This window comes from Microbacterium sp. BR1 (assembly GCF_002812725.1).
GTDB lineage: Bacteria > Actinomycetota > Actinomycetes > Actinomycetales > Microbacteriaceae > Microbacterium.
In genome coordinates, this window is record NZ_NMUN01000004.1 from 309,266 (window position 1) to 333,885 (window position 24,620).

The 24,620-nt window shown below is 68.1% G+C and carries 23 protein-coding genes and 1 other RNA gene; 17 read left to right on the top strand and 7 right to left on the bottom strand.

Annotation, left to right across the window (positions count from 1 at the left end; all coding sequences use genetic code 11):
- The first annotated feature begins 69 nt into the window (after positions 1-69).
- The 5 genes from CGU35_RS05685 to rnpB all read left to right on the top strand — a co-directional run bounded on the left by CGU35_RS05685 (position 70) and on the right by rnpB (position 3,765).
- Entirely contained in the window at positions 70-1,011 is a 942-nt protein-coding gene (locus tag CGU35_RS05685) for an ABC transporter ATP-binding protein (protein ID WP_100810616.1), read from the top strand.
- Positions 1,011-1,889 carry an ABC transporter permease gene (locus CGU35_RS05690; RefSeq protein ID WP_100810617.1) on the top strand — a complete coding sequence of 293 codons (879 nt, stop codon included), beginning with the start codon at positions 1,011-1,013 and terminating at the stop codon, positions 1,887-1,889. The genes CGU35_RS05685 and CGU35_RS05690 overlap by 1 nt, the downstream gene beginning before the upstream one ends.
- 231 nt (positions 1,890-2,120) lie before the next feature.
- Positions 2,121-2,852 carry a zinc ribbon domain-containing protein gene (locus CGU35_RS05695; RefSeq protein ID WP_100810618.1) on the top strand — a complete coding sequence of 244 codons (732 nt, stop codon included), beginning with the start codon at positions 2,121-2,123 and terminating at the stop codon, positions 2,850-2,852.
- A gap of 10 nt (positions 2,853-2,862) precedes the next feature.
- Positions 2,863-3,333: a reverse transcriptase-like protein gene (locus CGU35_RS05700; RefSeq protein ID WP_100810619.1), complete on the top strand. Its 471-nt coding sequence runs from the start codon at positions 2,863-2,865 to the stop codon at positions 3,331-3,333.
- 70 nt (positions 3,334-3,403) lie between these two features.
- Positions 3,404-3,765, top strand: an RNA gene (rnpB, locus tag CGU35_RS05705) — RNase P RNA component class A.
- Positions 3,766-3,933: 168 nt separating this feature from the next.
- On the opposite strand, the gene ppgK is transcribed toward rnpB, so the two are convergent.
- Positions 3,934-4,689: a polyphosphate--glucose phosphotransferase gene (gene ppgK / locus CGU35_RS05710; protein ID WP_100811304.1), complete on the bottom strand. Its 756-nt coding sequence runs from the start codon at positions 4,687-4,689 to the stop codon at positions 3,934-3,936.
- A 114-nt stretch (positions 4,690-4,803) separates the two neighbouring features.
- Here ppgK and CGU35_RS05715 point away from each other — a divergent pair, with 114 nt between their 5' ends.
- From CGU35_RS05715 to CGU35_RS05745, 7 genes are all read left to right on the top strand, one after another.
- Complete coding sequence (locus CGU35_RS05715; protein WP_100810620.1) at positions 4,804-5,028, top strand: hypothetical protein; 225 nt, start codon at positions 4,804-4,806, stop codon at positions 5,026-5,028.
- A 32-nt stretch (positions 5,029-5,060) separates the two neighbouring features.
- On the top strand, positions 5,061-6,398 hold the full coding sequence (gene glnA, locus CGU35_RS05720) for a type I glutamate--ammonia ligase (RefSeq protein ID WP_100810621.1): 1,338 nt from the start codon (positions 5,061-5,063) through the stop codon (positions 6,396-6,398).
- A 17-nt stretch (positions 6,399-6,415) separates the two neighbouring features.
- The gene (locus CGU35_RS05725) at positions 6,416-9,415 is read left to right on the top strand and encodes a bifunctional [glutamine synthetase] adenylyltransferase/[glutamine synthetase]-adenylyl-L-tyrosine phosphorylase (RefSeq protein WP_100810622.1); all 3,000 of its coding nucleotides are present in this window, start codon (positions 6,416-6,418) and stop codon (positions 9,413-9,415) included.
- 332 nt (positions 9,416-9,747) lie between these two features.
- Complete coding sequence (locus CGU35_RS05730) at positions 9,748-9,972, top strand: helix-turn-helix transcriptional regulator (RefSeq protein WP_100810623.1); 225 nt, start codon at positions 9,748-9,750, stop codon at positions 9,970-9,972.
- Positions 9,972-11,294 (top strand): tyrosine-type recombinase/integrase, encoded by a 1,323-nt coding sequence (locus tag CGU35_RS05735; protein ID WP_100810624.1) that lies wholly within the window; start codon positions 9,972-9,974, stop codon positions 11,292-11,294. Before CGU35_RS05730 ends, CGU35_RS05735 begins: the two co-directional genes overlap by 1 nt.
- Before the next feature lie 77 nt (positions 11,295-11,371).
- A complete protein-coding gene (locus CGU35_RS05740; RefSeq protein WP_100810625.1) occupies positions 11,372-11,728 on the top strand; it encodes a helix-turn-helix domain-containing protein in 357 nt (118 codons plus the stop codon).
- Positions 11,703-12,374, top strand: coding sequence for a hypothetical protein (locus CGU35_RS05745; protein WP_146048023.1), 672 nt, complete (start codon positions 11,703-11,705; stop codon positions 12,372-12,374). Before CGU35_RS05740 ends, CGU35_RS05745 begins: the two co-directional genes overlap by 26 nt.
- A gap of 1 nt (position 12,375) precedes the next feature.
- On the opposite strand, the gene CGU35_RS05750 is transcribed toward CGU35_RS05745, so the two are convergent.
- From CGU35_RS05750 to CGU35_RS05765, 4 genes are all read right to left on the bottom strand, one after another.
- The gene (locus CGU35_RS05750; RefSeq protein ID WP_181003388.1) at positions 12,376-17,310 is read right to left on the bottom strand and encodes an SNF2-related protein; all 4,935 of its coding nucleotides are present in this window, start codon (positions 17,308-17,310) and stop codon (positions 12,376-12,378) included.
- 71 nt (positions 17,311-17,381) lie between these two features.
- Positions 17,382-17,906 (bottom strand): hypothetical protein, encoded by a 525-nt coding sequence (locus CGU35_RS05755; protein WP_100810627.1) that lies wholly within the window; start codon positions 17,904-17,906, stop codon positions 17,382-17,384.
- A gap of 138 nt (positions 17,907-18,044) precedes the next feature.
- Complete coding sequence (locus CGU35_RS05760; protein WP_100810628.1) at positions 18,045-18,659, bottom strand: hypothetical protein; 615 nt, start codon at positions 18,657-18,659, stop codon at positions 18,045-18,047.
- 9 nt (positions 18,660-18,668) lie between these two features.
- A complete protein-coding gene (locus tag CGU35_RS05765; RefSeq protein WP_232711163.1) occupies positions 18,669-19,109 on the bottom strand; it encodes a single-stranded DNA-binding protein in 441 nt (146 codons plus the stop codon).
- A gap of 291 nt (positions 19,110-19,400) precedes the next feature.
- Between CGU35_RS05765 and CGU35_RS05770 the strand changes: the two genes are divergently transcribed.
- Genes CGU35_RS05770 through CGU35_RS05790 form a run of 5 tightly spaced genes read left to right on the top strand, consistent with a single transcriptional unit; the run spans position 19,401 to position 21,868 of the window.
- Positions 19,401-19,727, top strand: coding sequence for an ArsR/SmtB family transcription factor (locus tag CGU35_RS05770; RefSeq protein WP_100810629.1), 327 nt, complete (start codon positions 19,401-19,403; stop codon positions 19,725-19,727).
- On the top strand, positions 19,724-20,338 hold the full coding sequence (locus CGU35_RS05775) for a cadmium resistance transporter (RefSeq protein WP_100810630.1): 615 nt from the start codon (positions 19,724-19,726) through the stop codon (positions 20,336-20,338). The genes CGU35_RS05770 and CGU35_RS05775 overlap by 4 nt, the downstream gene beginning before the upstream one ends.
- Positions 20,335-20,892: a signal peptidase II gene (locus CGU35_RS05780; protein ID WP_100810631.1), complete on the top strand. Its 558-nt coding sequence runs from the start codon at positions 20,335-20,337 to the stop codon at positions 20,890-20,892. Before CGU35_RS05775 ends, CGU35_RS05780 begins: the two co-directional genes overlap by 4 nt.
- Entirely contained in the window at positions 20,892-21,551 is a 660-nt protein-coding gene (locus CGU35_RS05785; protein ID WP_100810632.1) for a cation diffusion facilitator family transporter, read from the top strand. Before CGU35_RS05780 ends, CGU35_RS05785 begins: the two co-directional genes overlap by 1 nt.
- 5 nt (positions 21,552-21,556) lie before the next feature.
- Positions 21,557-21,868: a hypothetical protein gene (locus tag CGU35_RS05790; protein ID WP_100810633.1), complete on the top strand. Its 312-nt coding sequence runs from the start codon at positions 21,557-21,559 to the stop codon at positions 21,866-21,868.
- Between the two features lie 331 nt (positions 21,869-22,199).
- Here the strand turns inward: CGU35_RS05790 and CGU35_RS05795 are convergent, their stop codons facing one another.
- Both CGU35_RS05795 and CGU35_RS05800 read right to left on the bottom strand, forming a co-directional pair.
- Complete coding sequence (locus tag CGU35_RS05795) at positions 22,200-24,035, bottom strand: type IV secretory system conjugative DNA transfer family protein (protein ID WP_100810634.1); 1,836 nt, start codon at positions 24,033-24,035, stop codon at positions 22,200-22,202.
- On the bottom strand, positions 24,032-24,619 hold the full coding sequence (locus CGU35_RS05800) for a hypothetical protein (RefSeq protein ID WP_100810635.1): 588 nt from the start codon (positions 24,617-24,619) through the stop codon (positions 24,032-24,034). Before CGU35_RS05800 ends, CGU35_RS05795 begins: the two co-directional genes overlap by 4 nt.
- Position 24,620: the final 1 nt, after the last annotated feature.

Consider the following 24,620-nt stretch of genomic DNA (forward strand, 5'->3'; position numbering starts at 1 on the left):
CGCCCAGATCGATACCGCCTTCGGACATGACCGCTGGTGCCGGAGGTCCGCGCCCGCCAGGATGGGGGTATGCCCTCTGACACCGCGCGCACGACGTCGCCCGCGATCGAGGTCGCGGGGCTCACGAAGCGTTACAAGGACGTCGTCGCGGTCGACGACATCTCGTTCGAGGTGGCCGTCGGCGGGGTCTTCGCGTTCGTCGGGACGAACGGCGCGGGCAAGTCCACGACGATCGGATGCGTCACCACCGCGCTGCCCTTCGATGCGGGCAGCGTCCGGGTCGCGGGCCACGACGTCCGTCGCGAAGGCGAGGACGTGCGTCGTCGCATCGGGGTCGTCTTCCAGGAGTCGTTGCTCGACGAGGCGCTGACGGTGCGCGAGAACCTCCGCATGCGCGGGCGGTTCTACACGGCGGATCGCACGGCCGTGGCGTCCCGCATCGAAGAGCTGACCGAGCTCATCCAGCTGGGCGACTTCGTCGATCGTCGTTACGGGAAGCTCTCCGGCGGACAGAAGCGGCGCGTCGACATCGCCCGCGCACTGCTCCCGGGGCCGAGCATCCTGTTCCTGGACGAACCCACCGCGGGCCTGGACCCGGCGAGTCGCGCGACGGTCTGGTCGACGATCCACACGCTGACGAACGCGGGCGGCCTCACGGTGTTTCTGACGACCCACTACATGGAGGAGACCGAGGAGGCGGGGCGCGTCTGCATCATCGACCGCGGCCGCATCATCGCGGAGGGGAGCCCCGCCGAGCTGCGCGCGCGGCACAGCCGAAGCATCCTCACGATCACGACACGGGATCCCGCCGCGCTCGCGACCCTCGTCGCGGCGAGAGGACTGACCGCCGACGGCGACGGGGCTGTCGTGACGATCGCTGTCGAGAGCGCGGACGCGGCGCGGAGCCTGCTCGCCGCGCACGGCGACGACGTGCTCGACTTCGAGTTCCGGCACGGCAGCATGGACGACGTCTTTCTCGCCCTCACCGCGAACGAACGGACGGAGACCTGATGGGCGTCGTGCTCGGGATCGTGGCCCGCAACCTGCGGCTGTTCTTCCGCGATCGCATGAACGTCTTCTTCTCGCTCCTGGCCGCGATCATCCTCTTCGCGCTGTACACGCTGTTTCTCGGCAACCTGCAGAGCGCCTCGCTCGAGACGTCGTTCCCCAATGCCACCAGCGCCGAACTGAAGGCGTTCGTCGACACCTGGATGTTCGCGGGGATCGTCGGCATCACGTCGATCACGACGGGTCTCGGTGCGCTGGGCGTGCTCGTGGAGGACGGTGCGTCCGGCCGATTCCGCGACTTCCTGGTGTCGCCCATCCGTCGCGGGCAGCTCGTGCTCGGCTACCTCCTGGCGGCGCTGATCATCTCGCTCGTGATGACCCTGGTGGTGCTCGTCGCCAGTCTCGCGTACATGTTCTTCGTGAGCGGCGTGACCCTGCCCCTGCCCTCCCTCCTGCTCGTGCTGGCCTACATCGCCCTGTCGGCCGCCGCGTTCACGGCGCTCTCGGCGTTCATCGCGTCGTTCATCTCCACGGTCGCGTCATTCGCGGCGCTGTCTACCATCGTCGGCACGATCCTCGGCTTCATAGCCGGTGCCTACCTCCCGGTCGGGGTGCTGCCGGAGGGCGTGCGGGTCGTCGTGAACGCCCTGCCCTTCGCACAGTCGGCGATGCTCCTCAGGCAGGAGCTCACGGCGGGCACGCTCGCGACCCTCACGGGAGGGCAGCCCGAGGCGGAGGAGTTCCTGCGCGAGTTCTACGGGATCGACCTGGTCGTCGGTGACTGGACCGTGCCCACGGGGTACGTCGTCGCGATCCTCGCCGCGATGGTCGTGGTGTTCTTCGCCCTCGCGTCGGCGCGGATCCGGGCCCGCATCGTCTGAGACGGTGCCCTCGGTTGTTGATCGGCCGTGGATTGCCGGTGCTGCGGTCGGTCATGCTGTGTGGCGCTCTGGGCCGTCCGCACGATCGAATGTGCGACGCGCCGCGCGTCGCACATCCTGTTCCGTGTGTCGGTCTTCGGGTCGTGCGGACGGCACGCGCGATGCGCGCGGTGGCCGAGGCGAAAACGACCACCCGTCGGGGCGAGGCGCCCGCCGGGATAGGCTGGACGAGTGAATGCGAGCCCGACAGACCAGCGTCGATTGCTGGAGATCGCCGAGCTCGACGCGCAGCTGAGCGCGTCCAAAGCCCTGCGCCAGAACCCCCCGCAAGCCGCGCGTGTGAAGGAACTCCTCACCGCGCGCCAAGCGCTCTCGCACGAGTTGTCGCGACGCCAGGGCGTGCGCGACGACCTGCAGCTCGAGATCTCTCGCGTCGAGTCCGACGTGAAGGTCGTCGAGGCGCGCCGCAAGCGCGACGAAGAGCTGTTGCAGAAGGTTTCGAATCCGAAGGACGCCGCGGGGCTCGAGCACGAGCTCGCCTCGCTCGCGCGACGCCAGGGCGACCTCGAGGATGCCGAGCTCGAGCTGATGGAGAAGCTCGAGCAGGCCGAGGCATCCGTCACCGAGCAGGAGCGCCTCGTCGCCGCGACGAACGAAGAGGGCACGCGACTCTCGAACGAAGCCAAGGCGGTCGTCGCCGACGAGACCGCCCGTGCCGAGCGGCTGACGCGTGACCGCGCGGCCATCATCGGGACCGTCCCACCCGAGCTCTTCGCCCTGTACGAGCGACTGACGACACGCAGCGCCGGGGCCGGTCTGCTGCGTGCATGCACCTGCGGTGGCTGCCATATGGTGCTCTCGGGCACCGACCTGCAGGTCATCCGCGGCGTGGCCGACGACGAGATCGTGAACTGCCCCGAGTGCGGGTGCATCCTGGTGCGCACGAGCGAATCGGGCCTGTGAGCGCCGTGCGATGAGTGGTGCGCTCTGGGATGACCCGATCGCACCGCCGTCCGCACCCGACCTGATCGTCGAGGTGGACGGAGGTGCGCGGGGAAACCCCGGCATCGCCGCCGGGGGAGCGGTCGTGCTGGATGCTTCGACGGGCGCGGTGCTCGCCGAGATCGGGGTCTACGTGGGCGTCGCGACGAACAACGTGGCCGAGTACCGCGGCATGATCGAGGGTTTGCGGGCCGCATTCGAACGGAATCCGGCATCCGTTCGCGTGCGTCTCGACTCCAAGCTCGTGGTCGAGCAGATGACGGGACGCTGGAAGATCAAACATCCCGACATGCAGGTCCTGGCGCTTGAGGCGCGCGAACTGATCGCCGGGCGCCACGTGAGCTTCGAGTGGATCCCCCGAGCGCAGAACGCGAGAGCGGATGCCGCGGCCAACGCATCCATGGATCGTCGCGAGAGTTTTCGCCGCGACCTGGTGGCGTGATCCATCCGGCGCCCGTCCGGCCGTCCGGCGCGGGTGGGTGAGGCATCGGCGGCTAGACTTGCGGCGCGAGTGGGTCGGCTGGACGGTCGCGTTACGGGTTCGCCCGTACCGAGGAACGTCCGGGCTCCACAGGGCAGGGCGGTGGGTAACACCCACCCGGAGTGATCCGCGAGACAGTGCCACAGAAAACAGACCGCCGGGGGAGACCCCGGTAAGGGTGAAACGGTGGTGTAAGAGACCACCAGGGACCGCGGTGACGCGATCTGCTCGGTAAACCTCGCCCGGAGCAAGGTCAGACAGAGGATGTTGACGCGGCCCGCCGAGTCCTCGGGTAGACCGCTAGAACGGCACGGCAACGTGTCGTCGAGAGAGATGACCGTCCACGGGGCTCACGCCCCCGGACAGAACCCGGCGTACAGGCCGGCCCACTCGCCCCTCGATCACCGCCCCGGCCCGCCTCCGAGAGCGCGTGCTTGCCGCCGAGACCGCCGGTTGTCCCCGAGGGCGCCGCTTCTCCACCGCGAGCAACCGGCGGATTCGGCGCCAACCGGCGGCATCGGCATCCGTGCATCTGCGCACGAGCCGAACGCGCCCGGAAGGTCAGTCGCCCGCGAGGGCCGCCGCGCCGATGATTCCCGAGCTGTTGCGGTGCACGGCCGGCAGGATCGGGGTGCGCAGCTTCAGCAAGGGCAGGAAGCGGTCCGGATGCTTCGACACGCCACCACCGACGACGAACAGGTCGGGCGAGAACAAGAACTCGACGTGGTCGTAGAAGAGCTGCAGGCGCTTGGTCCAGTCTTCCCACGTCAGGTCTTCGCGCTCCATCGCCGAGTACGCCGCGTACTTCTCGATCGACTCGTCGTGGTACCAGAGGTGGCCGAGCTCGGAGTTGGGGATCAGAGTGCCGTTGTAGATGAGTGCCGAGCCGATGCCCGTGCCCAGCGTGGTGAGGATCGTGAGGCCGTCGTGGCCCTTCGCGGCGCCGTACCGGACCTCGGCGACACCCGCGGCATCCGCGTCATTGACGAACTGGATGTCCCGTCCGAGACCGTCCTCGAAGAACTTCTCGGCCTCGAAGTCGAGCCACTTCTCCGAGACGTTCGCGGCCGAGAGCGTACGTCCGCGCTTGACGATCGCGGGAAAGGCGACACCGAGCGGAACCGTCTGGTCGACGCCCCCGAGCCGCTCGAGCACTTCGCGAACCGCGCCGAGGACGTCGTCGGGCGCCGCACCCTTCGGGGTGTCGACGCGGATGCGGTCGCTCAGCAACTCTCCGCGCTTCAGATCGACGATGCCGGCCTTGATGCCGGTCCCCCCGATGTCGACACCGACAGCACGGTCAACGCTTTTTGCCATGTCGCTCAGCTTAGCGAGAGCGATGCGCCGTTCCGGCTCGCGGAGGGCGATGCGGCACGTCCGCAGCCCCGCGGTCAGTAGGATCGACACGGAACGCAGATCGAGGGAGAACCGGTGTCCGAGAGCGAACAGAAGTACTGGTACAACCTGACGACAGGTCAGGTCGAGAAGGGGTTCGAGTCGCCCGCGATCGATCGCGCCGGCCCGTTCGACACCGCGGAAGAAGCGGCCAACGCGCCGCAGATCATCAAGGATCGCGCGCGGGCCTGGGCCGAAGACGACGCCCGTGATGCCTCGTGGGGCGCTTCCGCGTCCGGCGCCGGCGAAGAGCCCCAGTAGGCTGGGCAAGCAGCGGAGCTGCGGAGGGAACCATGGACAAGCAGCGTGATTTCGTCTTGCGGACGATCGAAGAGCGGGGCGTCAAGTTCGTCCGCCTCTGGTTCACCGATGTGATCGGGACTCTCAAGTCCGTCGCGATCGCTCCGGCCGAGGTGGAGGGTGCCTTCGCCGAGGGCCTCGGCTTCGACGGTTCGGCGATCGAGGGCCTGACGCGGAGCTTCGAGTCGGACCTTCTCGCTCACCCGGACCCGGCGACGTTCCAGATCCTGCCGTGGCGGGGCGAAGTCGATCCGACCGCCCGCATGTTCTGCGACATCACGACGCCCGACGGACAGCCCGCCGTGGCCGACCCGCGTCACGTCCTCAAGCGCACGCTCGCGCGCGCAGCGGATCGCGGCTTCACGTTCTACACGCACCCCGAGATCGAGTTCTACCTGCTCAAGTCGTCGGCGTACGGCCCCGAGGGCCCCGAGCCCGTCGACTCCGCCGGCTACTTCGACAATGTCCCCGGTGGTACGGCGCACGACTTCCGTCGCCGCTCGGTCCGGATGCTCGAAGACCTGGGAATCTCGGTCGAGTTCAGCCATCACGAGGGTGGACCCGGCCAGAACGAGATCGACCTGCGCTACGCCGATGCCCTCGCGACGGCCGACAACATCATGACGTTCCGCACCGTGATCAAAGAGGTCGCGATCGAGCAGGGCGTCTACGCGACCTTCATGCCGAAGCCGCTCAGCGGTCAGCCCGGTAGCGGGATGCACACGCACATGTCGCTCTTCGAAGGCGATCAGAACGCCTTCTACGAAGAGGGCGCCGAGTACCAGTTGTCGAAGGTCGGCCGGCAGTTCATCGCCGGGCTCCTGCGTCACTCCAACGAGATCGCCGCCGTCACGAACCAGTTCGTCAACTCGTACAAGCGCCTGTGGGGCGGTGACGAGGCCCCCAGCTTCATCACGTGGGGTCACAACAACCGCTCCGCCCTCGTGCGTGTTCCGCTCTATAAGCCCAACAAGAGCCAGTCGTCGCGCGTCGAGTACCGCGCGCTCGACTCGGCGGCGAACCCGTACCTCGCGTACGCGCTCATGCTCGCGGCGGGACTCAAGGGCATCGAAGAGGAATACGAGCTTCCGCCCGAGGCCGAAGACAACGTCTGGTCGCTGAGCGATGCCGAACGTCGTGCACTCGGATACAGGCCGCTCCCGGCGAGCCTCGACCACGCCCTGCAGGCGATGGAAGAGAGCGAGCTGGTCGCCGAAACCCTCGGTGAGCAGGTCTTCACCTACGTGCTGAAGAACAAGCGCCGTGAGTGGCAGGAGTACCGCTCGCAGGTCACGCCGTTCGAGCTGAAGAGCAATCTCGAGATGCTCTGACGGGAGCGCCCGCTCCCATGTCTCCGGAACGTTTTCAGTCGCGCACGGGTCTCGCGCGGCTCGGCTTCACCGAACTCGATGCAGCGGAGCGCGGTCTTGACGAGCTCGAAGAGCTGACGGGGCTGCCGCGCGATTCGTGGATCGCCGAAGCATCCTCGGCGGGTGATCCGGATGCCGCGGTTCGCGGCCTCGTCGCGGTGGCGCGCCGAAATGCCATTCCCGTCCGCGAAGTCCTCGCGAGCGCGTCCGCGCATCGCGCGGTCTGGGCGCTGCTCGGTGCGAGCGAGGGATACGCGTCGTTCTATCTGCGTCATCCGGGTGAGCTCGAGGACCTGCTCGAGCCACGCGGCCTGCTCGCCTCGACCGAAGAACTGCGGGCCGAGATGCTCGCGTCCGTGGGCGCGGTCGACGGCTTCGCCGAGAAGAGCGCGGACGGCTGGATCGCCTTGCGCATCTGTTACCGGCGACTCGTTGCGCGGATCGCCGTGTACGACCTGCTCTCACCGGACCCTCCGGGCGCGATCCGCGAGGTTTCGGCGGCGCTGGCGGACGCGGCGGCCGCCGCGCTCGAGGCATCCTTGGCCGTCGCCCGTTCGCGTATCTCGGCATCCGCCGCCGGTCCCGGGGGGCTGTTTCCTCGGGAGGATGTCGCGCAGACGCGCCTCGCCATCATCGGTATGGGCAAGGCCGGAGCCCGCGAACTGAACTACGTGTCCGATGTCGACGTGATCTTCGTCGGGGGCGGAAGCGACGAACTCGTCGAACGCACGAGCGAGAGCCGCGTACTCGACATCGCCACGCGCCTCGCCGTCCAGACCATGCGCGGGATCGAAGAGGCCGAGATCGAGCCGCCGCTGTGGGAGGTCGACCCGAACCTGCGCCCCGAGGGCAAGCAGGGTGCGCTGGTCCGCAGTCTCGATTCGCACGTGTCGTATTACGAGCGCTGGGCGAAGAGCTGGGAGTTCCAGGCGCTGCTCAAGGCGCGTCCGCTCGCCGGCGACGTCGACCTCGGACGCGCGTACGTGGAGGCCGTGCAGCCCAAGGTGTGGACGAGCGCCGCGCGCGAGAACTTCGTCGATTCGGTGCAGCGCATGCGCGAGCGCGTCACCGAGCACATTCCCGCCGAAGACGTTCCCTATCAGCTGAAGCTCGGGCCCGGAGGCATCCGGGACGTCGAGTTCACCGTGCAGCTTCTGCAACTCGTCCACGGGCTGACGGATGACTCGATCCGGCAGCGGGGGACACTCGCGGCGCTCGATGCCCTGGTCGCCGGTGGGTACATCGGTCGCGTCGAGGCCTCCGCTTTCGCGCAGGACTACCGCGTGCTGCGTCTGCTCGAGCACCGGCTGCAGCTCTGGCGTCTCGCGCGGACGCACCTCATGCCGCGCACCCCCGAGGGGCTGCGCACGCTCGCTCGGGCATCGGGGCTTGCCGACACGGGGGATGGCGTCGGTGCGGTCTGGGATCAGATCAAGCGCGAGGTCCGAGACATCCATGTCCGGCTGTTCTATCGTCCGCTGTTGTCGGCGGTGGCCGCGCTGCCCGAGGACGGCCGGGTGCTCTCGACGGCGCAGGCGCACGACAGGCTTGCGGCGATCGGCTTCCGCGACCCGGCCGGGGCGCTGCGGACGATCGGCAGCCTGACGAGCGGTCTGAGCCGCAAGGCCACGATCCAGCGGCACCTGATGCCCGTCATGATCCGCTGGTTCGCGGACGGCGTCGACCCGGACTACGGACTCCTCGCGTTCCGGCGCGTCAGCGAGCGCCTCGGCGATACTCCCTGGTTCCTGCGCCTGCTCCGTGACTCGTCGGGCGCGGCCGAGCGGTTGACGCGCGTGCTGTCGGGATCCCGCTACGTCGGCGAGCTGATGGAGTGGATCCCCGAATCCGTCGCCTGGCTGGATGATGCCGAGCCGCTGCGACCCCGCTCGGGCGTGGCGCTGCAGGAAGAGGCGCGCGCCATCCAGACGCGTCACAAGACGATCGACGACGCCATGCGTGCCGTGCGCGCCCTGCGCCGCCGTGAGCTTCTCCGCACCGCCATGGCCGCGGTGCTCGGCGTGCTGACGATCGAAGAACTCTCGGCGAGCCTGACCACGATCACCGACGTGACGCTCCAGGCGACACTCCGGGCGGTGCGTCGCGAGGTCGTGCCGCCCGAGGATGCTTCGCTGGACTTCGCGATCATCGCGATGGGCCGATTCGGGGGAGCTGAGCTCGGGTTCGGATCGGACGCGGATGTGCTCTACGTCTACCGCCCGGAGCAGGTCGAGCCGGAACGCGCGCACCAGTTGTCACTCAAGATCGTTGCCGAGTTGCGGCGCGTGTCGGAGGACTTCCGAGCCCCGCTGGACCTCGATGCCGACCTGCGCCCCGAGGGCCGTACGGGGCCGCTCGTGCGTTCGCTCACGTCCTACGCCGAGTACTACTCGCGCTGGTCGCTGTCGTGGGAGGCGCAGGCGCTCCTGCGCGCACGGGGCGTCGCCGGTTCGGTCAAGCTCATCGGGGCGTTCATGGAGCTCGCGGACCGGCTGCGGTACCCCGAGCATCCCGACCCGCAGGGTGTGCGCGAGATCAAGCGCATCAAGGCGCGCGTCGAGACGGAGCGCCTGCCGAAGGGCGTGGATCGGACCCGTCACCTCAAGCTCGGTCCCGGCACGCTGAGCGACGTCGAGTGGCTCGTGCAGCTCACCCAGCTCTGTTATGCGCACGAGCACCCCGAGCTGCGCACGACGTCGACGCTCGGGGCCTTGGATGCGGCCGTCGCCGCCGGCTTGATCCCGCAGACATCCGCGGCACGACTGGCGGAGTCCTGGCACCTGTCGACACGCCTTCGGTCGGCGAACACCCTGCTGTCGGGCCAGACGAGCGATGTGCTGCCGACGGATCGACGACAGCTCGACGGCATCGGACGCATCCTGGACTATCCGCCGCGCTCGGCGACGCAGGTCGAAGAGGACTACTTCGGCACGGCGCGTCGTGCCCGCCGCGTGTTCGAGAAGCTCTTCTACGGCTGACCTCTCCGCCGCCCTCGCGAGGGATGGTTCCCCAGGGGAGCGGACCGACCGCGTGGGGCGGCACAACAACGGGAGAGGGCCCCGGGATGATCCCGGGGCCCTCTCTGCGTTCGTGCTCGACGTCAGACGCCGAAGTACAGCTCGGCTTGAGGATCTGAGAACCGGAGGGGGTTCCGCAGGCTCACACTTCCCTGCAAACACAGGGAAGTGCAATGGTGAGCATGAGTGGGGTCGCTGCTGCGGCTGTCCGAGAACCCGTCCGTTTACTCGATTCTTGGCCGTCCTACGGGGGTCGCTGGAGGTCTGCGGGTGGTGCCGCCTACCTCATTGGTATGAGCGACAACCGCCCCCGCCTCTGGACTCCGCAGGAGCTTGCGGAGTACACGGGCATCCCGATCAGGACGCTCGCTGACTGGCGGACGGAGCGTGCGCGCAGCCGAGGTCTCGGGTTGCCGTTCGTCGCACTCTCGTCGCACAACGTCCGCTACCGCGATGAGGATGTCGAGGCGTTCATCGCGCGGCGGATCGTGGCCCCGACGGATAGGGCGGGCGACTGATGGCGCGGCCGAAACGCGCGCTCGGCGAACTCGGCAAGGTGACCTATACCGTCGAGCCGAACGGCCTGGTCATCGCGCGGGCGCGGGTCTATGACGGCCAGGGGCATGAGCGTCGTCCCAGCGGCAGCGGAGCGACCGAGGCTGAGGCGTTGGTCGCGTTGCAGGAGGCGGCCGATGTCGCTGTCGGTCGAGTCCTGGCGCGACGGACGCAGTTCATGACTGTCGCAGAGCTGGCGACGGCGTGGCTGAAGACGGCGTATCACGACGATGATCCGCGGGTGCTGCGTCAGCGCCGCGAGCAGACCGTCGATGGCTACGCCTCGATGGTGCGCGCGCATGTCATCCCGCGTGCCGGGGCCATCCCCATCGCCGACATCACCGCCGACCGTGCTGATGGGCTGCTTATGGACATCGCGCGGGAGAAGTCGGTGACGACCGCGAACAAGGTTCGGAACGTGATGTCGCTCATGTTCGACTGGGCGATCCAGCAGGGGTATTTCGCGGCTGCCGGGTCGATCCAGAACACACGGTACGGAGCGGTCGTCGTGGCGAACCCGATCCGTGCGACCAGGCGAGCGGACGAGCCGGACACGGTGTACTTCGAACTCGACGCGGTGCAGGTCAAGTACATCCTCCACCTCATCCGCGAGGTGTGGCCCGAGCGGCACCGGAAGCGGTATCCGGTGGGCCGACGGCCCAACTACAAGCTGCTCGCCGACTACATCCTCATCACGCTCGGCACCTCCGAGAGGACGGCAGAACCGATTGCGATCCGGTTCCAGGACGTGCGGTTCGAGGCGGTGGAACAGCCGGATGGAAGCCTCACGATGGAGGCGCTCGTGTGGGTCGGCGGGACGATGGTTCGCACCAAGTCCCGCGGCCTGTTTCGCCAGGACTCACCCAAAGCGGAGCGGCAGAAGCGGTGGGTTCGCGTTCCAAAGTTCGCGGCGAAGGTACTGAGCGAACTCGTGGCCAGCCACGTTCCCGATCCCGAACGGAACCCTGACGACGTGCTGTTCACGACCGAGCGCGGCCGTCCGCGCGACCCCAGCGCAGTCGGCGAGTTGCTCAGGATGTTCCGCCGCGAGTTCGAGCCGGAACTGCTCGCTATCGGGGTCGACGCCGAGCACCTCACCTTCCGCAGCCTCCGCAAGGCGGTCGCTGCGGCGGTATCGGGCACGGCTGGCGTCGAGGTCGCACGCGACCTGCTCGGGCACAGCAGTACCGACATCACGGAAGGGCACTACGCGAAGCGTCGCGACCTCATCGTCGAGGTCGCGGCTGACGCGCTCGACGAGGCGTTCGCGGGCATCGACGTATGAACTGTAAGGCTCAAGAGGGGGATGCTGTATGAACACTTGTATTGTCCAGAGTGTGCAGGTGGAGGTAGGATGGGGTCATGACCATGACGAGCTTGACGATCAACCCGGAGGATGTGCGCTCCAGCGCCGGGGCACGCCCGGCTTGGCTGGAGCAGGTCGCCGCGTATGTGCAGCAGGCGGCAGCCGATGGGGAGACGGTGACGCTGACGGCGAAGCGCCGCATGATGACCCCCGAGCAGGTCGCCGACGCGATGGGCGTGTCTCGTCCTACCATCTCGCGGAAGATCAAGGCGGGGGAGATTCGCGCGGTCAAGGTCGGCAATCGCAATCGCATCCCCTACGAGGAGTTCGAGCGGTACTGGCGCAAGACGATGGGCGACCTCGTGGAGCTGACGCGCGATGAACTCCGTGACGACCTCTTCGGTGATCAGTGAGCTGACGCGCGTTCTCCTGGACGCGAACATCATCGCTAAGCCCGTCACTCGGACTCTGCTGGTCGTCGGCGGGATGCCGAGCGGCTTCCGCGCCTTCTGGAGCCGGGCTGCCGAGCGGGAGGCCCAGGTGCATATGCGCCCGAGGGCTTTGCCGCCGTCGAGTGTCCGGGAGCGATTCGACGTCTTGCTCGGGCCGACCGGCACGGGTGCGGAGCGCTTCGGAGGCACGAAGGGCGCGGATCGGCAGATCCTTGCCGATGCTGCGGCCGCGGGCGCGCGCTTCCTGGTCACCGAGGATGTGGACGACTACGGGCTGGACGATCTTGCTAGCGTCTGCATCTCGGCGGCGAACCCCGATCTGTTCCTCGCCGCGCGGCTCACCCGCGATGCCTACTCGACGGTGATCGACCTGTTCGTCGAGCGTCAGCTCAACCCGCCGACCACGCCCGCGCAATTCCACGCCGCCATCGCCAAGAACCACCCGCGCCTGTTCGCCGCACACGCGGACCTCTACGAGGTCGAACCCGAACACGGCATCCACGGCGAACCGGAGGTGATCTTTCGCGGCGTGCGCTGCCTGCGCTGCGAGCAGATCATCGCCGACCCCGCCACGATCGTCGACGGGCTCGGCCCGGAGTGCCGCTGAGCTACAGCCGCGGGGCGTTGCCCGGCGGCGCGGCCGGAGGCGTCACGGGGACGAACGGGTTCGCAGGCTCACGCCCCGCACCATCCCGCGACCCGAGGTTCGGTTCGTAGGAGCGCACGGCCTCGACGGTCAGCTCGACGCGCTCGGACTTTGGCGCGGCGGGCTCAGGTGCCGGTTCGTCCTGCATCGCGGCGAGCTGGGACTCGACGCGGGCGAGGTCTTCCTCGGCGTCGGCGAGGGTCTGTGCGTGGCGGAAGGGCTGGCCGAGGCGCTGCTGGGTGTCGGCGACGGTCTGCTCGGCTTCTTCCAGGTCTTCGCGGGCCTGGTCGAGAAGGGAGGGGATGCCGCTGACGCGGTTCTCGATGCGCTGCACGAGCCCGAGCCCGGCGTCCAGGAACGACTCCTTCGGCAGCGTGAATCCCGAGCGGGGCACCTCGGGCATGGAGATGGTCACATCGAGGGCGGCGAGCCCGGAGCGGGCCTCGACGTGGATGTCGAAGCCTGAGATGCGGCCGATGATTCCGAAATCCTTGTGCCCGTACCGCGGCAGCCACTTCAGCCCGGAGTCGCTCATCCACGCGGCGAGGGCGTGCGCGGCTTCGGAGCGGGAGTCGTAGTCGCGCGTGCCGAGCGTGATGTGGAACCTGTCGCCGCTCGTGTCGATCATCCGTGGGGCAGCGGCCTCCAGCCCGCGAATGTCCGCGGCGGCGCGCTCAGCGGCTGACCGGGCGCGATTGCCGGTGTGGACGAGCATGTCCTCGTTGCGCTCGTGCGCACGCTGGAGTCGGCGCAGCCGATTGACCTCGTTGAGGATGACGGAGTGCTCCAGCAGGAGCGGGTTGCCGGAGGCGATGGCCTTGGCTTCGGCAGCGGACAGCGCGGAGGTGTCGATCTCCTCGATCTCGCGGGCGTTGATCTTCCCGCGCAGGAGCTGCGCGAACGACGCGGCCTTCCGCTCGACGGTCTGCCACATATAGGAGTCGAAGGATCGTTCGGTGACGTAGCGGACGATCGCCACTTCCTCGTTCTGGTTGCCCTGCCGCATGATGCGTCCGTCGCGCTGGGCGATGTCGGAGGGCCGCCACGGGCAGTCCAGGTGGTGCAGGGCGATGGCGCGGGCCTGGACGTTGGTGCCGACGCCCATCTTCTCCGTCGAGCCGATCAGCACCGCGACGTGGCCGGCGCGGGCTGCGGCGAACAGGCGCGCCTTCTCCACGTCGGTTTTCGCCTCGTGCATGTATCTGACCTGCTCGGCGGGGACGCCGCGCTGCACGAGCTGCTGCCGCAGCTCGTCGTAGGCGTTCCACCTGTCCTGGTTCGGGGTGCCGATATCAGAGAACACGAGCTGGAGCGACCCGCGCACCGTGGAGGGCTGCCCGGTCAGCGTGTCGAGGTATTCGTTGTCGCGGGTGCGCTCCCAGATGCGGTGAATCGCGTCGGCGGCGACGTCGACCTTGCTCGGCCCGGATGGGTCACGGGGGATGACCATGCGGATGTCGAGTGCGGCCTTGCGCCCGTCGGTGGCGATCAGGAGCATGTTGTCCTCGTCGGGGCGCACCTGGCGGGTGGCGACCTTCTCGGCGCGTTCGGCGAGGGAGGCGACGTACTGCTCCAGCTCGACGGTCGGCTGCACCGGGACGGTGGAGGGTGCGCGGCTGCCGTCGTCGCGCTGTACGAGCGAGGGCACGGGCAGGTCGAGGTCGTCGGCGGTCTTCACGTCGGCGAACACCGACCACATCCGCAGCAGCTCCTGCCCGTTCTGGAAGCGCGCGAACCGGGTCTTCATGCGGAACGTGCTGCCGGTCGGCGAGATCTCCATCTGCGTGACCAGCTCGCCGAACGTCGCCGCCCACGCATCGAATGCGCCGACACCCGCGGACTCCAGCACGTCTGGCCGCAGATATCGCTGCATCACATAGGTCTCGGTGATCGAGTTCGAGATGGGCGTCGCCGTCGCCGCAGTCACGACCCGCTCGCGCCCCGCGGAGCGGAGGTATTCGAGCTTCATGTGCAGGTCGCTCGCGCGATCCGAGCCCTCGATCGCGGCATCCCTGATGTTCGACTCCGTGGCGAGGTTCTTGTACATGTGCATCTCGTCGACGATGACGTAGTCAATGCCGGTGTCCTCGAAGCAGACGCCGCGGTCGCGGTCGGAGTCGAGCCGATCCTTGAGCTTGTTCTCCATCGCCAGGAGCTTCCGCTGGATGCGCTTGACGCTCATCCGCTGCTCGCCGGTCGCCTCGTCCAGCACTCGCCGTACGTCGTCTACCTGCCCGCGGATGTACTGCTGCTGCGTCTCGGCGCGCAGCGGGATCTTGGCGAACGCCCCCTGCGTGAGGATGATCGCGTCCCACTCGTTCGCCGCCGCCCGCGCGACGAACAGCCGCCGCTTGTCGGCGGTGAGGTCGAGGCTCGACGCGGCGAGCACGCGGGCACGCGGGTAGACCTGGAGCCACTCACGCCCGAACTGCTCCAGCATGTGGTTCGGCACCACGACGACGGGCTTGCTGATGAGCCCCATGCGGCGCATTTCCATCGCGCCCATAATCATCTCCGCAGTCTTGCCCGCGCCGACCTCGTGGAACAAGCCCGCCGCAGGCTCGGACACCATACGCGCGACGGCGGCGCGCTGGTGCGTGCGCGGCTCGAAGGTTGCCGCGAGGCCCGGCAGCGAGAGGTACGCCCCGGCGTTCGTGTAGTCGCGGAGCACGATGGAGTTGAAGCGCCGGTTGTACTCGTCCACGAGCGCCTGCGCACGAGCCGGGTCTTCCCACACCCACTCGCCGAACCGCTCCTGAAGCGCGTCGGCCTTCTCCTGGGCGGCCGCGGTCTCTACGGGATTGAGGATGCGGCGCACCTTCCCGTCGATGTCCTTCTCCTCGTCATAGACGAGCATCGTGCGCTGCTCCATCACAGCCTGCGCGATGTCCGGCGCGGGACGCCGCGGGGTGCCCCACTCGGAGGTGGAGGGGAGGCCCTGCCGACCGCCGCGAATCTCCCACATTCCCGGTAGCGGGTTCTCGACGCGCACGTCCTGCGCGCGCAGGATGCTGCGGAGAAACTGCTCGTGAACGTCGGCGCTGATCCAGACGGCCCCGAGCTTGGCGTGAATGTCCTGGATGCCGAGCGGCGTGGGCAGCACCTCGACGATCGCATCCACGTTGAGCTGGAATGTCGGGTCTTGCTCGGCGCGCTGGCGAGCGGCTTCGAGCTTGACCCGCACATCGCCGGACAGGTACTCGGGCGCGTGGACGAGCAGATCGGTCGCCGGGTCGGTGAACACGAGCGTTCCCAGCGCCTCGCGCGCGTCGCGGTCGTTCATCCCGAGCAGGTCGGCGATGAGGGGCAGGTCGATCCCGCCGGTTCGATCGAGGCTGACGGCGATGGCGTCGGCCGGGCTGTCGACACCCTGCACCTCGGCGCGCGGCACCACCACGCGGTGGCTCATGATCGCGGCAAGCGACGCGGACTGATCCTCGTCGTCGAACTGTTCCAGCGCGAGCACCAGGGGGCCGAACGGGTCGGAGCGCAGCAGGCGGATCGGTGTCGGCACGATGCGGGCGAAGGTCTCCTCGCCGTCCTCATTCGTGCGCCCGGTGGGGCGCAGCGTATAGCGGTTCAGCGCCCCATAGGTGCCGACGTACTTCAGGTAGTCGCGCCGCAGCGTAGTGCGAATGAGCACGATGTCGGGGGTGTCGTCCACGCTCGCCGCTTCCGCGGTCAGCAGGCGGGATGCCCCGTCGCGCAGACGCAGCAGGGCGCGTAGCTCGCGCTCGGCGGACTTCGGCACCGCAAGCGGCTCCAGCGCGCCGGAGACAACGGTGCGGAAGCCGCCGGTTTCGCTCGCCACGATGCTGCCGTCCCATAACTCCGGCGCCGACGGGGTGAATGCTGCCCGGCGCGCCTGCTGCTCGGCGGTGCGCTTGGTCATCGTCAGCCCGGCGCGGCGCGCGGAGAACACGATCTGGTCGACGGCGACCGCGAGTTCCGCCTCCAAGTCGGCCAGATCGGTCGTGATGGTGAGCGTGGCCGCGTCGTACATCCCATGGCCGACGCCGACCTCCCCGAGCATCTGCTCTGGGCGCTCATCGAAGTAGCGGTTGATCCGCATCGGCACGCCGTCGATGGGCACCTGCGCGACCGTCTCCCAGGCGTCATCCCGCATCTGCTCGCCGGGGACTCGCCGCCGGAACACGAGCAGATCGGTCACGACCTCCGTTCCGGCGGCACGGCGGTGCGCGCCAGTGGGGAGGCGGATCGCACCCACGAGATCGGCAAGCTCGTTCATCTCCCGCCGCGCGGCGGGGTTCTGCGCGTCCATCGTGTAGTGCGATGTCAGCACCGCGACGAGGCCGCCGGGCCGGGTCAGCCGCAACGACTTGATGATGAAGTGGTTGTGCATCGACTGCCGCGTGGCGTTGTGTAGCGGGTCGTGCAGGGTGACGCTGCTGAACGGCACGTTTCCGATGGCCGCATCGAAGTGGCCCTCGGGGAGCCGGGTGTCGGCGAACGACTCGGCCCGCACGGTTGCGTGCGGATACAGCTCGGCGCAGATCGCCGCCGTCAGCGGGTCGAGTTCGACCCCGGTCATCTGCGCCGAGTCCGGCGCGAGACCGATGAACGTGCCTGCGCCGGAGCCGGGCTCGAGGACCGCGCCGCCGCGGAACCCCAGCCCGTCCAGCAGCCGCCACACCTGCCGCGCGATCATCGGGTCGGTGTAGTGCGCGTTGATTGTCGTGCGTGCCGCCGCATCCCACTCGTCATCACTCAGAAGCTCACGCAGCTCCGCACGTTCGGCATCCCAGTCCGGCTTCAAGTCGTCGAAGACCTCGGGGATCGCGCCCCAACTCGACCAACGCGCGAGCACGCGCTGACCATCCGGCGACGCCGGGCGACCCGTCGACCTCAGATCGTGGATGAGCTGGATTGCCTCCACGTTCGCCCGGTAGCGGGCCTTCGCCCCCGACGGGCCGAGGTCGTCCTGTGAGGCTGGGACGAACCGGGGCGCTACCGCAGTTCGCGGAAGAAGCGGATCGTCGCCGCCTCGGCGAGTGCCGGCTGGTTCGCCCTCATGTACTCCCGCGGAGGTTCCGTTGCCGCGAGCTCCAGCAGAAACTCGATGGGCAACGCCCAGGTCTTCGCCATCTCCTCCAGGTCCGTCGAGGAGGGCATCGAATCCGGGGAGTCCTGCATCCGCTCGGCCCAGAGGATCAGGTTCTCGTCGGAGGGACGGGTCTGCTCCCACTCCTCGCGTGCCTGCTCCAGCGGCAGGGTCGGGTCGGTGATCCACGCCAGTTGCGCCATCACGACCTCCTCCGCTTGCTTCCGGGCCGCTGTCAGCCGGGCGACCTTCTGCAAGAAAGTCTCCCCCCGGAGGTCGCTGCCCGCCAGCATCGACGCGAGGTTCGTCACTTGCTCCTGCATCTCCAGGCCCAGTGCCTCGAAGAACACCATCGGATCGCTCAGGTCGGCCAGCCGGTTCGGGGCTGTCGCTTGCCAGTGTGACAGCGCCATCTGCCCGTATTTGTTCATTGCTCGCCCCAGCCTCGCGTGACATGGTGAGCGCGGCGTCGGCCGACGGCTCGTCCACTCCCCACAGATCGAACTCCAGTTGCCCCGGCCAGGGCTTCGGGGATCGTTGTCGCGCCATTCCCTGTCACCGCCCGAGACCTACTGCTCCGCCGCGAGATGCGCGTAGAACTCGTCCTCGATCGCCTGCCTGCGCGCCACGTCCTCCCTGACGAACTGCGTGAAGTCCGCATCACGGTCGGCGATCACCGTCTCCACGGGGGCGGGGCGCTCCTCCTCACCCGGCCACACGGCCTGCCGCGTCGGCCGGTCGGTGTTAAGCTTCGTGCCGCACGCGGTCACCGCGTCGCGCAGGCGCTGCTGGAAGTCCCAGAAGTCGCGCCACCAGCCGAACGGAGCCGAGCCGTGCTGCTTCGCGTCGTAGGCATTCAGATAGTGTTGGCGCAACGCCGATAGCGGCCACACCAGTTCCGGATGCCGATGCCAGAACGGCGGCACGACGTTCACACTCAGCCCGAACTCGTGACGCAACCAGTTCACGAAGGCGTTCAGCTCCAGCCACTCCACCTGTGCCTCGGCCGCGGTCAGGATGTTCCAGTTCACTGGGCGCGGCGGCTCCGGCGCGTCGCTCGTCTCGGAGTCTGGCTCCTTGGCCGGTCTCGGCGAAGGAGCCACAGGGTCGGGCTCCGGCTCTTCGAGCGGCGGCACGTCGAAGTCGGGATCGTCGACCGGGAACAGCGACTCCTCGGTGGTCATGCCGCCGCCTCACAGCGCCATCGGGCGTGGCGACGGCTGCTGCGGGAGAGTTGGGTCCGGCGCTTCGATGGGCTCGCGCTCGACCTGTTGCGAGCGCGAGCGGCCACGGTCGACGGCGTAGCTCGTGCGGGCGGCATCAGGACCGACGTGGGTGGCGATGAACTCCTCGCCGCTGACCTTCTCCCCGTTCTTCTCGTAGCTGAACTTCTGAACGTGGCCGCTGGCGACGAAGTTGTCGCCGCGCGCGAACTTCTCGTAAGCGTGCTCCGCGCTGCGCCGGAACATCTTGAACGGATAGAACTTCGTCTCGCCCTGCGTGAACGAGCCGTCCGGGTTGCGCTCGAACTGCTCCTGACCGATCCACGCGAACAGCCGCGCCTCGCCGTCCTCGTTGAAGGACAACTGCGGGTCGCTGGCGAAGAAGCCCCACAGGGACTCTTTGGTTCGCATCGGGATGCTCCTGTCTCATCAGAAGGGTTTCCTGATGGACAGGTGCGCATCGCGTCCCGCCGTGCGGTTGACGCGTATCCCGAAGCAGACTGCTGCTGCGAAAGTATGTTCGAGTATAGGACGGTAGGGCATGCGTTGAAAGTGAACCAACGGTGCTGGTATTGGCGCGGTCGTGAGCCAAGTCCAGGCTCTCTACGCAGCCGAAAAATCGCGACCCAGCGATAGCCTCCCGCTTCTCGCCCACCGCAATAGCCATGCATCGAGATTTGCCGATATGATCGGTTGGTGCCGATGATTCTTGAGCTGTCCGCCGCGGTGTCGCTGTTCCACTCGCTGGCCGATGCCAGCCGCTTGTCGATCCTGCGTCGGCTGAGCCAGGGGGAAGCGCGCGTGCGGGATCTGACCGACGAGCTGGGGCTGGCGCAGTCGACGGTGTCGGAGCATGTGGCGTGTCTGCGGGACTGCGGCCTGTTGGTCGCGCGGGCGGAAGGGCGCCAGAACTTCTACGCGGTCGCCACCCCCGAGGTGATCGACCTGCTGGAGACTGCGGAGCAGCTTCTGGCGGCGACGGGCTACCAGGTCGACCTCTGCGCGACCTACGGTCGCGACGCCCGATGATCGCGACCATCGCCGCGGCGGTCGGGCTGTTCGCCGCGACGAACATCGACGACATCGTCGTCCTCACGGTGCTGTTCCTCGCGTCCACGCGCGGCGCCCTGCCGGGCTGGAAAGTCGTGGCCGGCCAGTACCTCGGGTTCATCGCCCTGGTCGCGCTGAGCGTGGTCGCCGCGGCGGGCCTGACGATCGTGCCGGACGAGTGGGTCGGCTTCCTGGGCCTGGTGCCGCTGGGGATCGGGGTGTACGGGCTGATCCGCACCCTCCGCCGCCGCCGCGGGGACGACGATGACGGGGACGAGTCCGCGATCCGCGCGGGCGGGCTGCTCGGGGTGGCCGGCATCACCATCGCCAACGGCGCGGACAACATCTCCCTCTACACCCCGGTGTTCCGCACCGCCCCGATCCCCGACACCGTGATCACGATCATCGTGTTCTTGATCCTGGTCGCCGTGTGGTGCCTGGTGGCCCGGACCATCGGCACCAACAAGAAGGTGACCGAAGCCCTGGAGAAGATCGAGCACTGGCTGGTCCCGGCCGTCTTCATCGGCCTCGGGCTGTACATCCTGATCGAGTCCGGCGTCTTCGTCCGCCTGTTCCAGGTCCTGGCATGAGCCGACCGGCACCGCATCGCCCGGCCCGCATCGCCGTCGTCGTCGCTACCATCGCGGCCGCGTTCACGGTCGACCAGCTCACCAAGGCGTGGGCGCTGTCCTCCCTGAGCGATGGTCGCATCGTCGAACTCGGGCTCGGAGCCCGGCTCGACCTGGTGTTCAACCCAGGGATCGCGTTCGGACTCGGCGCATCGCTGGGCCCGGCGCTGGTCATCGCCCTGATCGCGGTCGCCGCCGCCCTCGTGACCTGGACGATGCTGCGCGCCATCAACGGAACCAGCCTCGGCGGGACCGCGCTGCTGGCCGTCGCCGCCGGTGGGGCGATGGGCAACATCTGGGATCGCATCAGCCGCGCCACCGACGGCCCACTCACTGGCGAGGTGGTCGACTTCATCGCCGTCGACTGGTTCGCGATCTTCAACGTCGCCGACATCTTCACCACCTGCGGCATCGCCGGCTGGGCGCTCACCCTCATCCTACACCGCCCGCCCCACGCTGCCCCCAACTCGACCTCCCCGGCCGCCGGCCGGATCCTCAACCAGGAGAACCTCTGATGACCCACCCCCTCCCCGACTCACGCCGGACAACCCTGCACCGCCGCGTCCGCTTCATCGTTGGCTTCACGATCACCTGGAATGTCATCGAGGCGATCATTGCGATCTCCGCCGGCGCCATCGCATCCTCCGCCGCGCTGATCGGATTCGGCCTCGACTCGGTGATCGAGGTCGCCTCCGCCGCCGCGATCGCCTGGCAGTTCACCCGCAAAGACCCCGAACGCTGGGAGAAGATCACAGTCCGGGTGATCGGGATCGCCTTCTTCGCCCTCGCCGCCTACGTCACCATCGACGCGATCCTCGCCCTCACCGGCGTGCAAGAGGTCGACCACAGCCCGGTCGGCATCGGCATCACCGTCACCAGCCTCATCGTCATGCCTGCCCTGGCCTGGTTCGAGTTCCGCACCGGCCGCGAACTCGGCTCCAAGAGCGTCCAGGCCGACGCCAAGCAACTCCTGCTGTGCATCTATCTCTCCGGTACTGTCCTCATCGGACTGCTGCTCAACAGCCTCTTCGGCTGGGCCTGGGCCGACTCCGTCGCCGCCCTCATCGTCGCCGTCCTCGCCATCCGCGAAGGCATCGAAGCCTGGCGCGGCGACCTCGAATCCCCGTTCGAGGTCCTCGAAGCCCTTGAGAAGACCGACAGCGAAAAGAAGTAGCCAGCGTGACCCACACGAGACCCCGCGACGAGCAGCCGATCGCCTGCACCCTTCCCACGCTCGCCGCCGCGAAGCAGCAGGTGGAGAAATGGCACGCCTTCGAGGCCGACTATGCCCTCAACACCGAGCGCACGGACGGCAGCCTCACCATCCACTACGCCAAGGTCGAAGACTCCGTCGACCGCCTCCGGGATCTCGTCACCATCGAGAAGGCCTGCTGCGCCTTCGTCGACTGGACAATCGACGACACCCTCCACGACCTACGACTGATCGTCACCGGCACACCTTTCCAGCTCGCGGCCATCAACGTCGGCTGAACCCAAACTCCAGTCACCGCTGCACTGCGCCGAGATCATCCCCGTCACCGTCCAGCCGATCACCACGGAGCCGCAAGGCAACCCACAGCGCGCATCGGCGACAGATGAATGCAGCACCGTCCACAAGAGCGTGAAGCTTCCTCCGCGGGTACTCGCGACCACAACACGAGCAGCTCACAACCTCGTCCATCGCCGTCATGCTCGCGACGCTATTCCGCCAAGAGCTACTCCGTCTATTGCGAGTACCTCGTCTAGTTCTCGTGGAAGCTTCCAGATCCGAGCCGATGAGCGATCGCCGTCAAGTGGGACGATATCCACGGGCTCGATCAGCTCAACCGATTGCGGGTTGATCGGTATCCGTCGCGAGGGCAGAGTCTTCAGAGGGGAGCTTCCGCTCATCCGGCCGCATCGCCCTCTCGACTTCCGCGCGCTGCGCGAGCAAGGTGTCGGCATCCGGTCGGTTGAGCCAGTAGCGCATCGTCGTGATGATGGGCGGAGCAGAGCGCAACAGCACGAGCGAGGTGCCCTGGGGCAGGGTGCGGATGTCTTCGACCTTCACGATCGGCACTCGCCGAACCGACCGCTGATTCGAGCGCAGGCCGCGCTCGCCGATGGTCACCGTGTCCATCGTCTCTTTGCGTTCGCCGATCAGCGTCGACAAGTCCTGGAGGTGCCGTGTGTCGGTTCCTCCGCCCAGCACGATCTTGGTGATGCTGGCGTCCCACATCGCGGTTGCGGCGTGGTCGCCCCAGCGACCTCGGGCCTGCGCGAGCGACTGGAAGACGGGCATCACCGTCAGCCCAGTGCCCCCACCCTCGGCCATGAGCACGGGGAGCGAGGGCAGGGGCGCGAGATTTCCGATCTCGTCGAGAGCGAGCAACACCGGAGGATCAAGCCGCGCACCGGGCGAGCGCGCCGCGAGGCGCCGAGCCGTCTCCACGAGGTCTTCGATGAACGCCGCGACGAGCGACGAAGACGCTCCGGCTCCGGCCCCTGTCGCCAGCAGGTAGAGGGTGCCGGAGTCGCGCAGGAACGACTCGGGGTCGAACTGCTCGTCTTCCGTGGGGCTAACCGCCTCCAGCACCCTCGGATCGGCGAGGGATGCGAGGGAGAGCGAGACGCCCTGCCAGATGGAGTCGCGGGTGCGCGGGTCGGCTTGCAGCATTCCGTCGAGCGACTCCGCCCACCCGGTTGCGGCCTGTGGGTGCGACGAGAGGATCGAAACGGCATCCGCGGCTGCTGCGGGATCGAGTGTCCAACGGAACAGTTCGGCGGGCTGTCGGTGGTCGAGGGCAGCGGCGTGGAGGAGCGCCTGTAGCGCGGTGCGTGTCTTGCCTTCCCAGAAGCCGCCGTTCTCGACGGAGGGGCCGGAGAGCCCGGTGCCCGCGGCGAGGCCGGTGCCGCGGATCATCGCCGTGAGCGGCAGTTCGCATCCTCGGATCGGCGACCACCGCAGTCCTGCTGGCACGCCTTCGGCGAGGTGTTGGGGATCGAACACCGAAACTGGGCCGCCCCGCGCCTGGCGAGCACGGAGGGTCGCTGTGAGGTTGTCCGGCCTAGTCGAGGTCGTGATGACGGCGCCGGGCGCGTCGAGGATGGTGTTGATGACGATGTTTGCGCCCTTGCCGGATCTCGGCGGGCCGATGAGCAGGATCGAGTCCTCGACGGATGTCCATACGCGCTTGCCGCGCGATCGGCCGAGTAGGTAGCCGACTTGCTCGGGCTTCGGGTCGACGAGCGATGGGCGTAGCGTCTGCGCGCGGCCGAGGAGGTTGCGTTCGGATGCGGCGCGCTGCACGTCGCGCGCCTCAGCGACCCCTTCGATTCGACTCGGGTCGGCCTTGGCGCGCTTGCCAAGCTCTCGGACCCACCGCCAGATCAACCACGCCGCTACGACGACCGCGGCGAGCAGTAGAGCGGCAGTGATCCAGTAGGCGACGGGATTGAGCGAGGCGGAGCCGAGCGCCGCGCCGGGATCGCCGGCGCTGAAGATCACACCGACTCCTGCTTCCAGACCTGCTGTGGGTTGAGGCGCGCCCGTGACGAACGCAGCGATGCTCCCGGCAATGCGAAGGGCTCCGGCCAGCAGCATCGCGCAGATGAGCGCGCCGAGTGCGAGATTGGTCAGCTCGTCGCCGAATGCTGCGGCCCTTGGCGAGCCGGTCATGACACGCGGTCGACGACACAGGTGCCCGAGACACGGCCGAGCAGGATGACCTCATGGGTTGGGCTCAGATCGAGCAGGCGCGGCTCGATCTGAGCTCGCGTCGCACCCTCACGGCTAGCCGCAGTGTGCCGCACGATGACCGCGACCGCGACCTCCTCACCCGGCACGAAGCCTCCGTCGTTCGCCACAGCGAGGAGGTGCATCGAGTCGGTCTTACCAGGTGCGGGGGTTCCATCCTGTGCTGAGGCAGGCGACTGCTCGGGCAACGCGGGCGGGTCGGGGACGTGGCGAAGCGGAGTGGTCACGATGTCCGTGTAGACGGTGCCGTCGAGTTCGTGCATCACGACGCGCACGGGCGAGCGGCGCTGCTTCATGACTGAGCTGATGATCTGAGCGAAGGAGCTTCGCTGCCACGGCGGGGCGAAGGTCGACGGATCGAATTGCTCCCCGTCGACGAGGACGCGCAGTGTGGCGTCCGACTGCACCGTCATCGTGACGACCGGAAGCACAGCCGGGATGTTGGTGGAGCCCTCATGATCGGTCTCTCGGCTCGTGCGGCGTCGCCACGGAAGTGCGATGGTCATC

Coding starts and splice junctions, on each gene's coding strand:
- CGU35_RS05685 (WP_100810616.1), top strand. CDS start 70: ATGCCCTCTGACACCGCGCGCACGACGTCGCCCGCGATCGAGGTCGCG.
- CGU35_RS05690 (WP_100810617.1), top strand. CDS start 1,011: ATGGGCGTCGTGCTCGGGATCGTGGCCCGCAACCTGCGGCTGTTCTTC.
- CGU35_RS05700 (WP_100810619.1), top strand. CDS start 2,863: ATGAGTGGTGCGCTCTGGGATGACCCGATCGCACCGCCGTCCGCACCC.
- ppgK (WP_100811304.1), bottom strand. CDS start 4,689: ATGGCAAAAAGCGTTGACCGTGCTGTCGGTGTCGACATCGGGGGGACC.
- glnA (WP_100810621.1), top strand. CDS start 5,061: ATGGACAAGCAGCGTGATTTCGTCTTGCGGACGATCGAAGAGCGGGGC.
- CGU35_RS05725 (WP_100810622.1), top strand. CDS start 6,416: ATGTCTCCGGAACGTTTTCAGTCGCGCACGGGTCTCGCGCGGCTCGGC.
- CGU35_RS05730 (WP_100810623.1), top strand. CDS start 9,748: ATGAGCGACAACCGCCCCCGCCTCTGGACTCCGCAGGAGCTTGCGGAG.
- CGU35_RS05735 (WP_100810624.1), top strand. CDS start 9,972: ATGGCGCGGCCGAAACGCGCGCTCGGCGAACTCGGCAAGGTGACCTAT.
- CGU35_RS05740 (WP_100810625.1), top strand. CDS start 11,372: ATGACCATGACGAGCTTGACGATCAACCCGGAGGATGTGCGCTCCAGC.
- CGU35_RS05755 (WP_100810627.1), bottom strand. CDS start 17,906: ATGAACAAATACGGGCAGATGGCGCTGTCACACTGGCAAGCGACAGCC.
- CGU35_RS05760 (WP_100810628.1), bottom strand. CDS start 18,659: ATGACCACCGAGGAGTCGCTGTTCCCGGTCGACGATCCCGACTTCGAC.
- CGU35_RS05765 (WP_232711163.1), bottom strand. CDS start 19,109: ATGCGAACCAAAGAGTCCCTGTGGGGCTTCTTCGCCAGCGACCCGCAG.
- CGU35_RS05770 (WP_100810629.1), top strand. CDS start 19,401: ATGATTCTTGAGCTGTCCGCCGCGGTGTCGCTGTTCCACTCGCTGGCC.
- CGU35_RS05775 (WP_100810630.1), top strand. CDS start 19,724: ATGATCGCGACCATCGCCGCGGCGGTCGGGCTGTTCGCCGCGACGAAC.
- CGU35_RS05780 (WP_100810631.1), top strand. CDS start 20,335: ATGAGCCGACCGGCACCGCATCGCCCGGCCCGCATCGCCGTCGTCGTC.
- CGU35_RS05785 (WP_100810632.1), top strand. CDS start 20,892: ATGACCCACCCCCTCCCCGACTCACGCCGGACAACCCTGCACCGCCGC.
- CGU35_RS05795 (WP_100810634.1), bottom strand. CDS start 24,035: ATGACCGGCTCGCCAAGGGCCGCAGCATTCGGCGACGAGCTGACCAAT.
- CGU35_RS05800 (WP_100810635.1), bottom strand. CDS start 24,619: ATGACCATCGCACTTCCGTGGCGACGCCGCACGAGCCGAGAGACCGAT.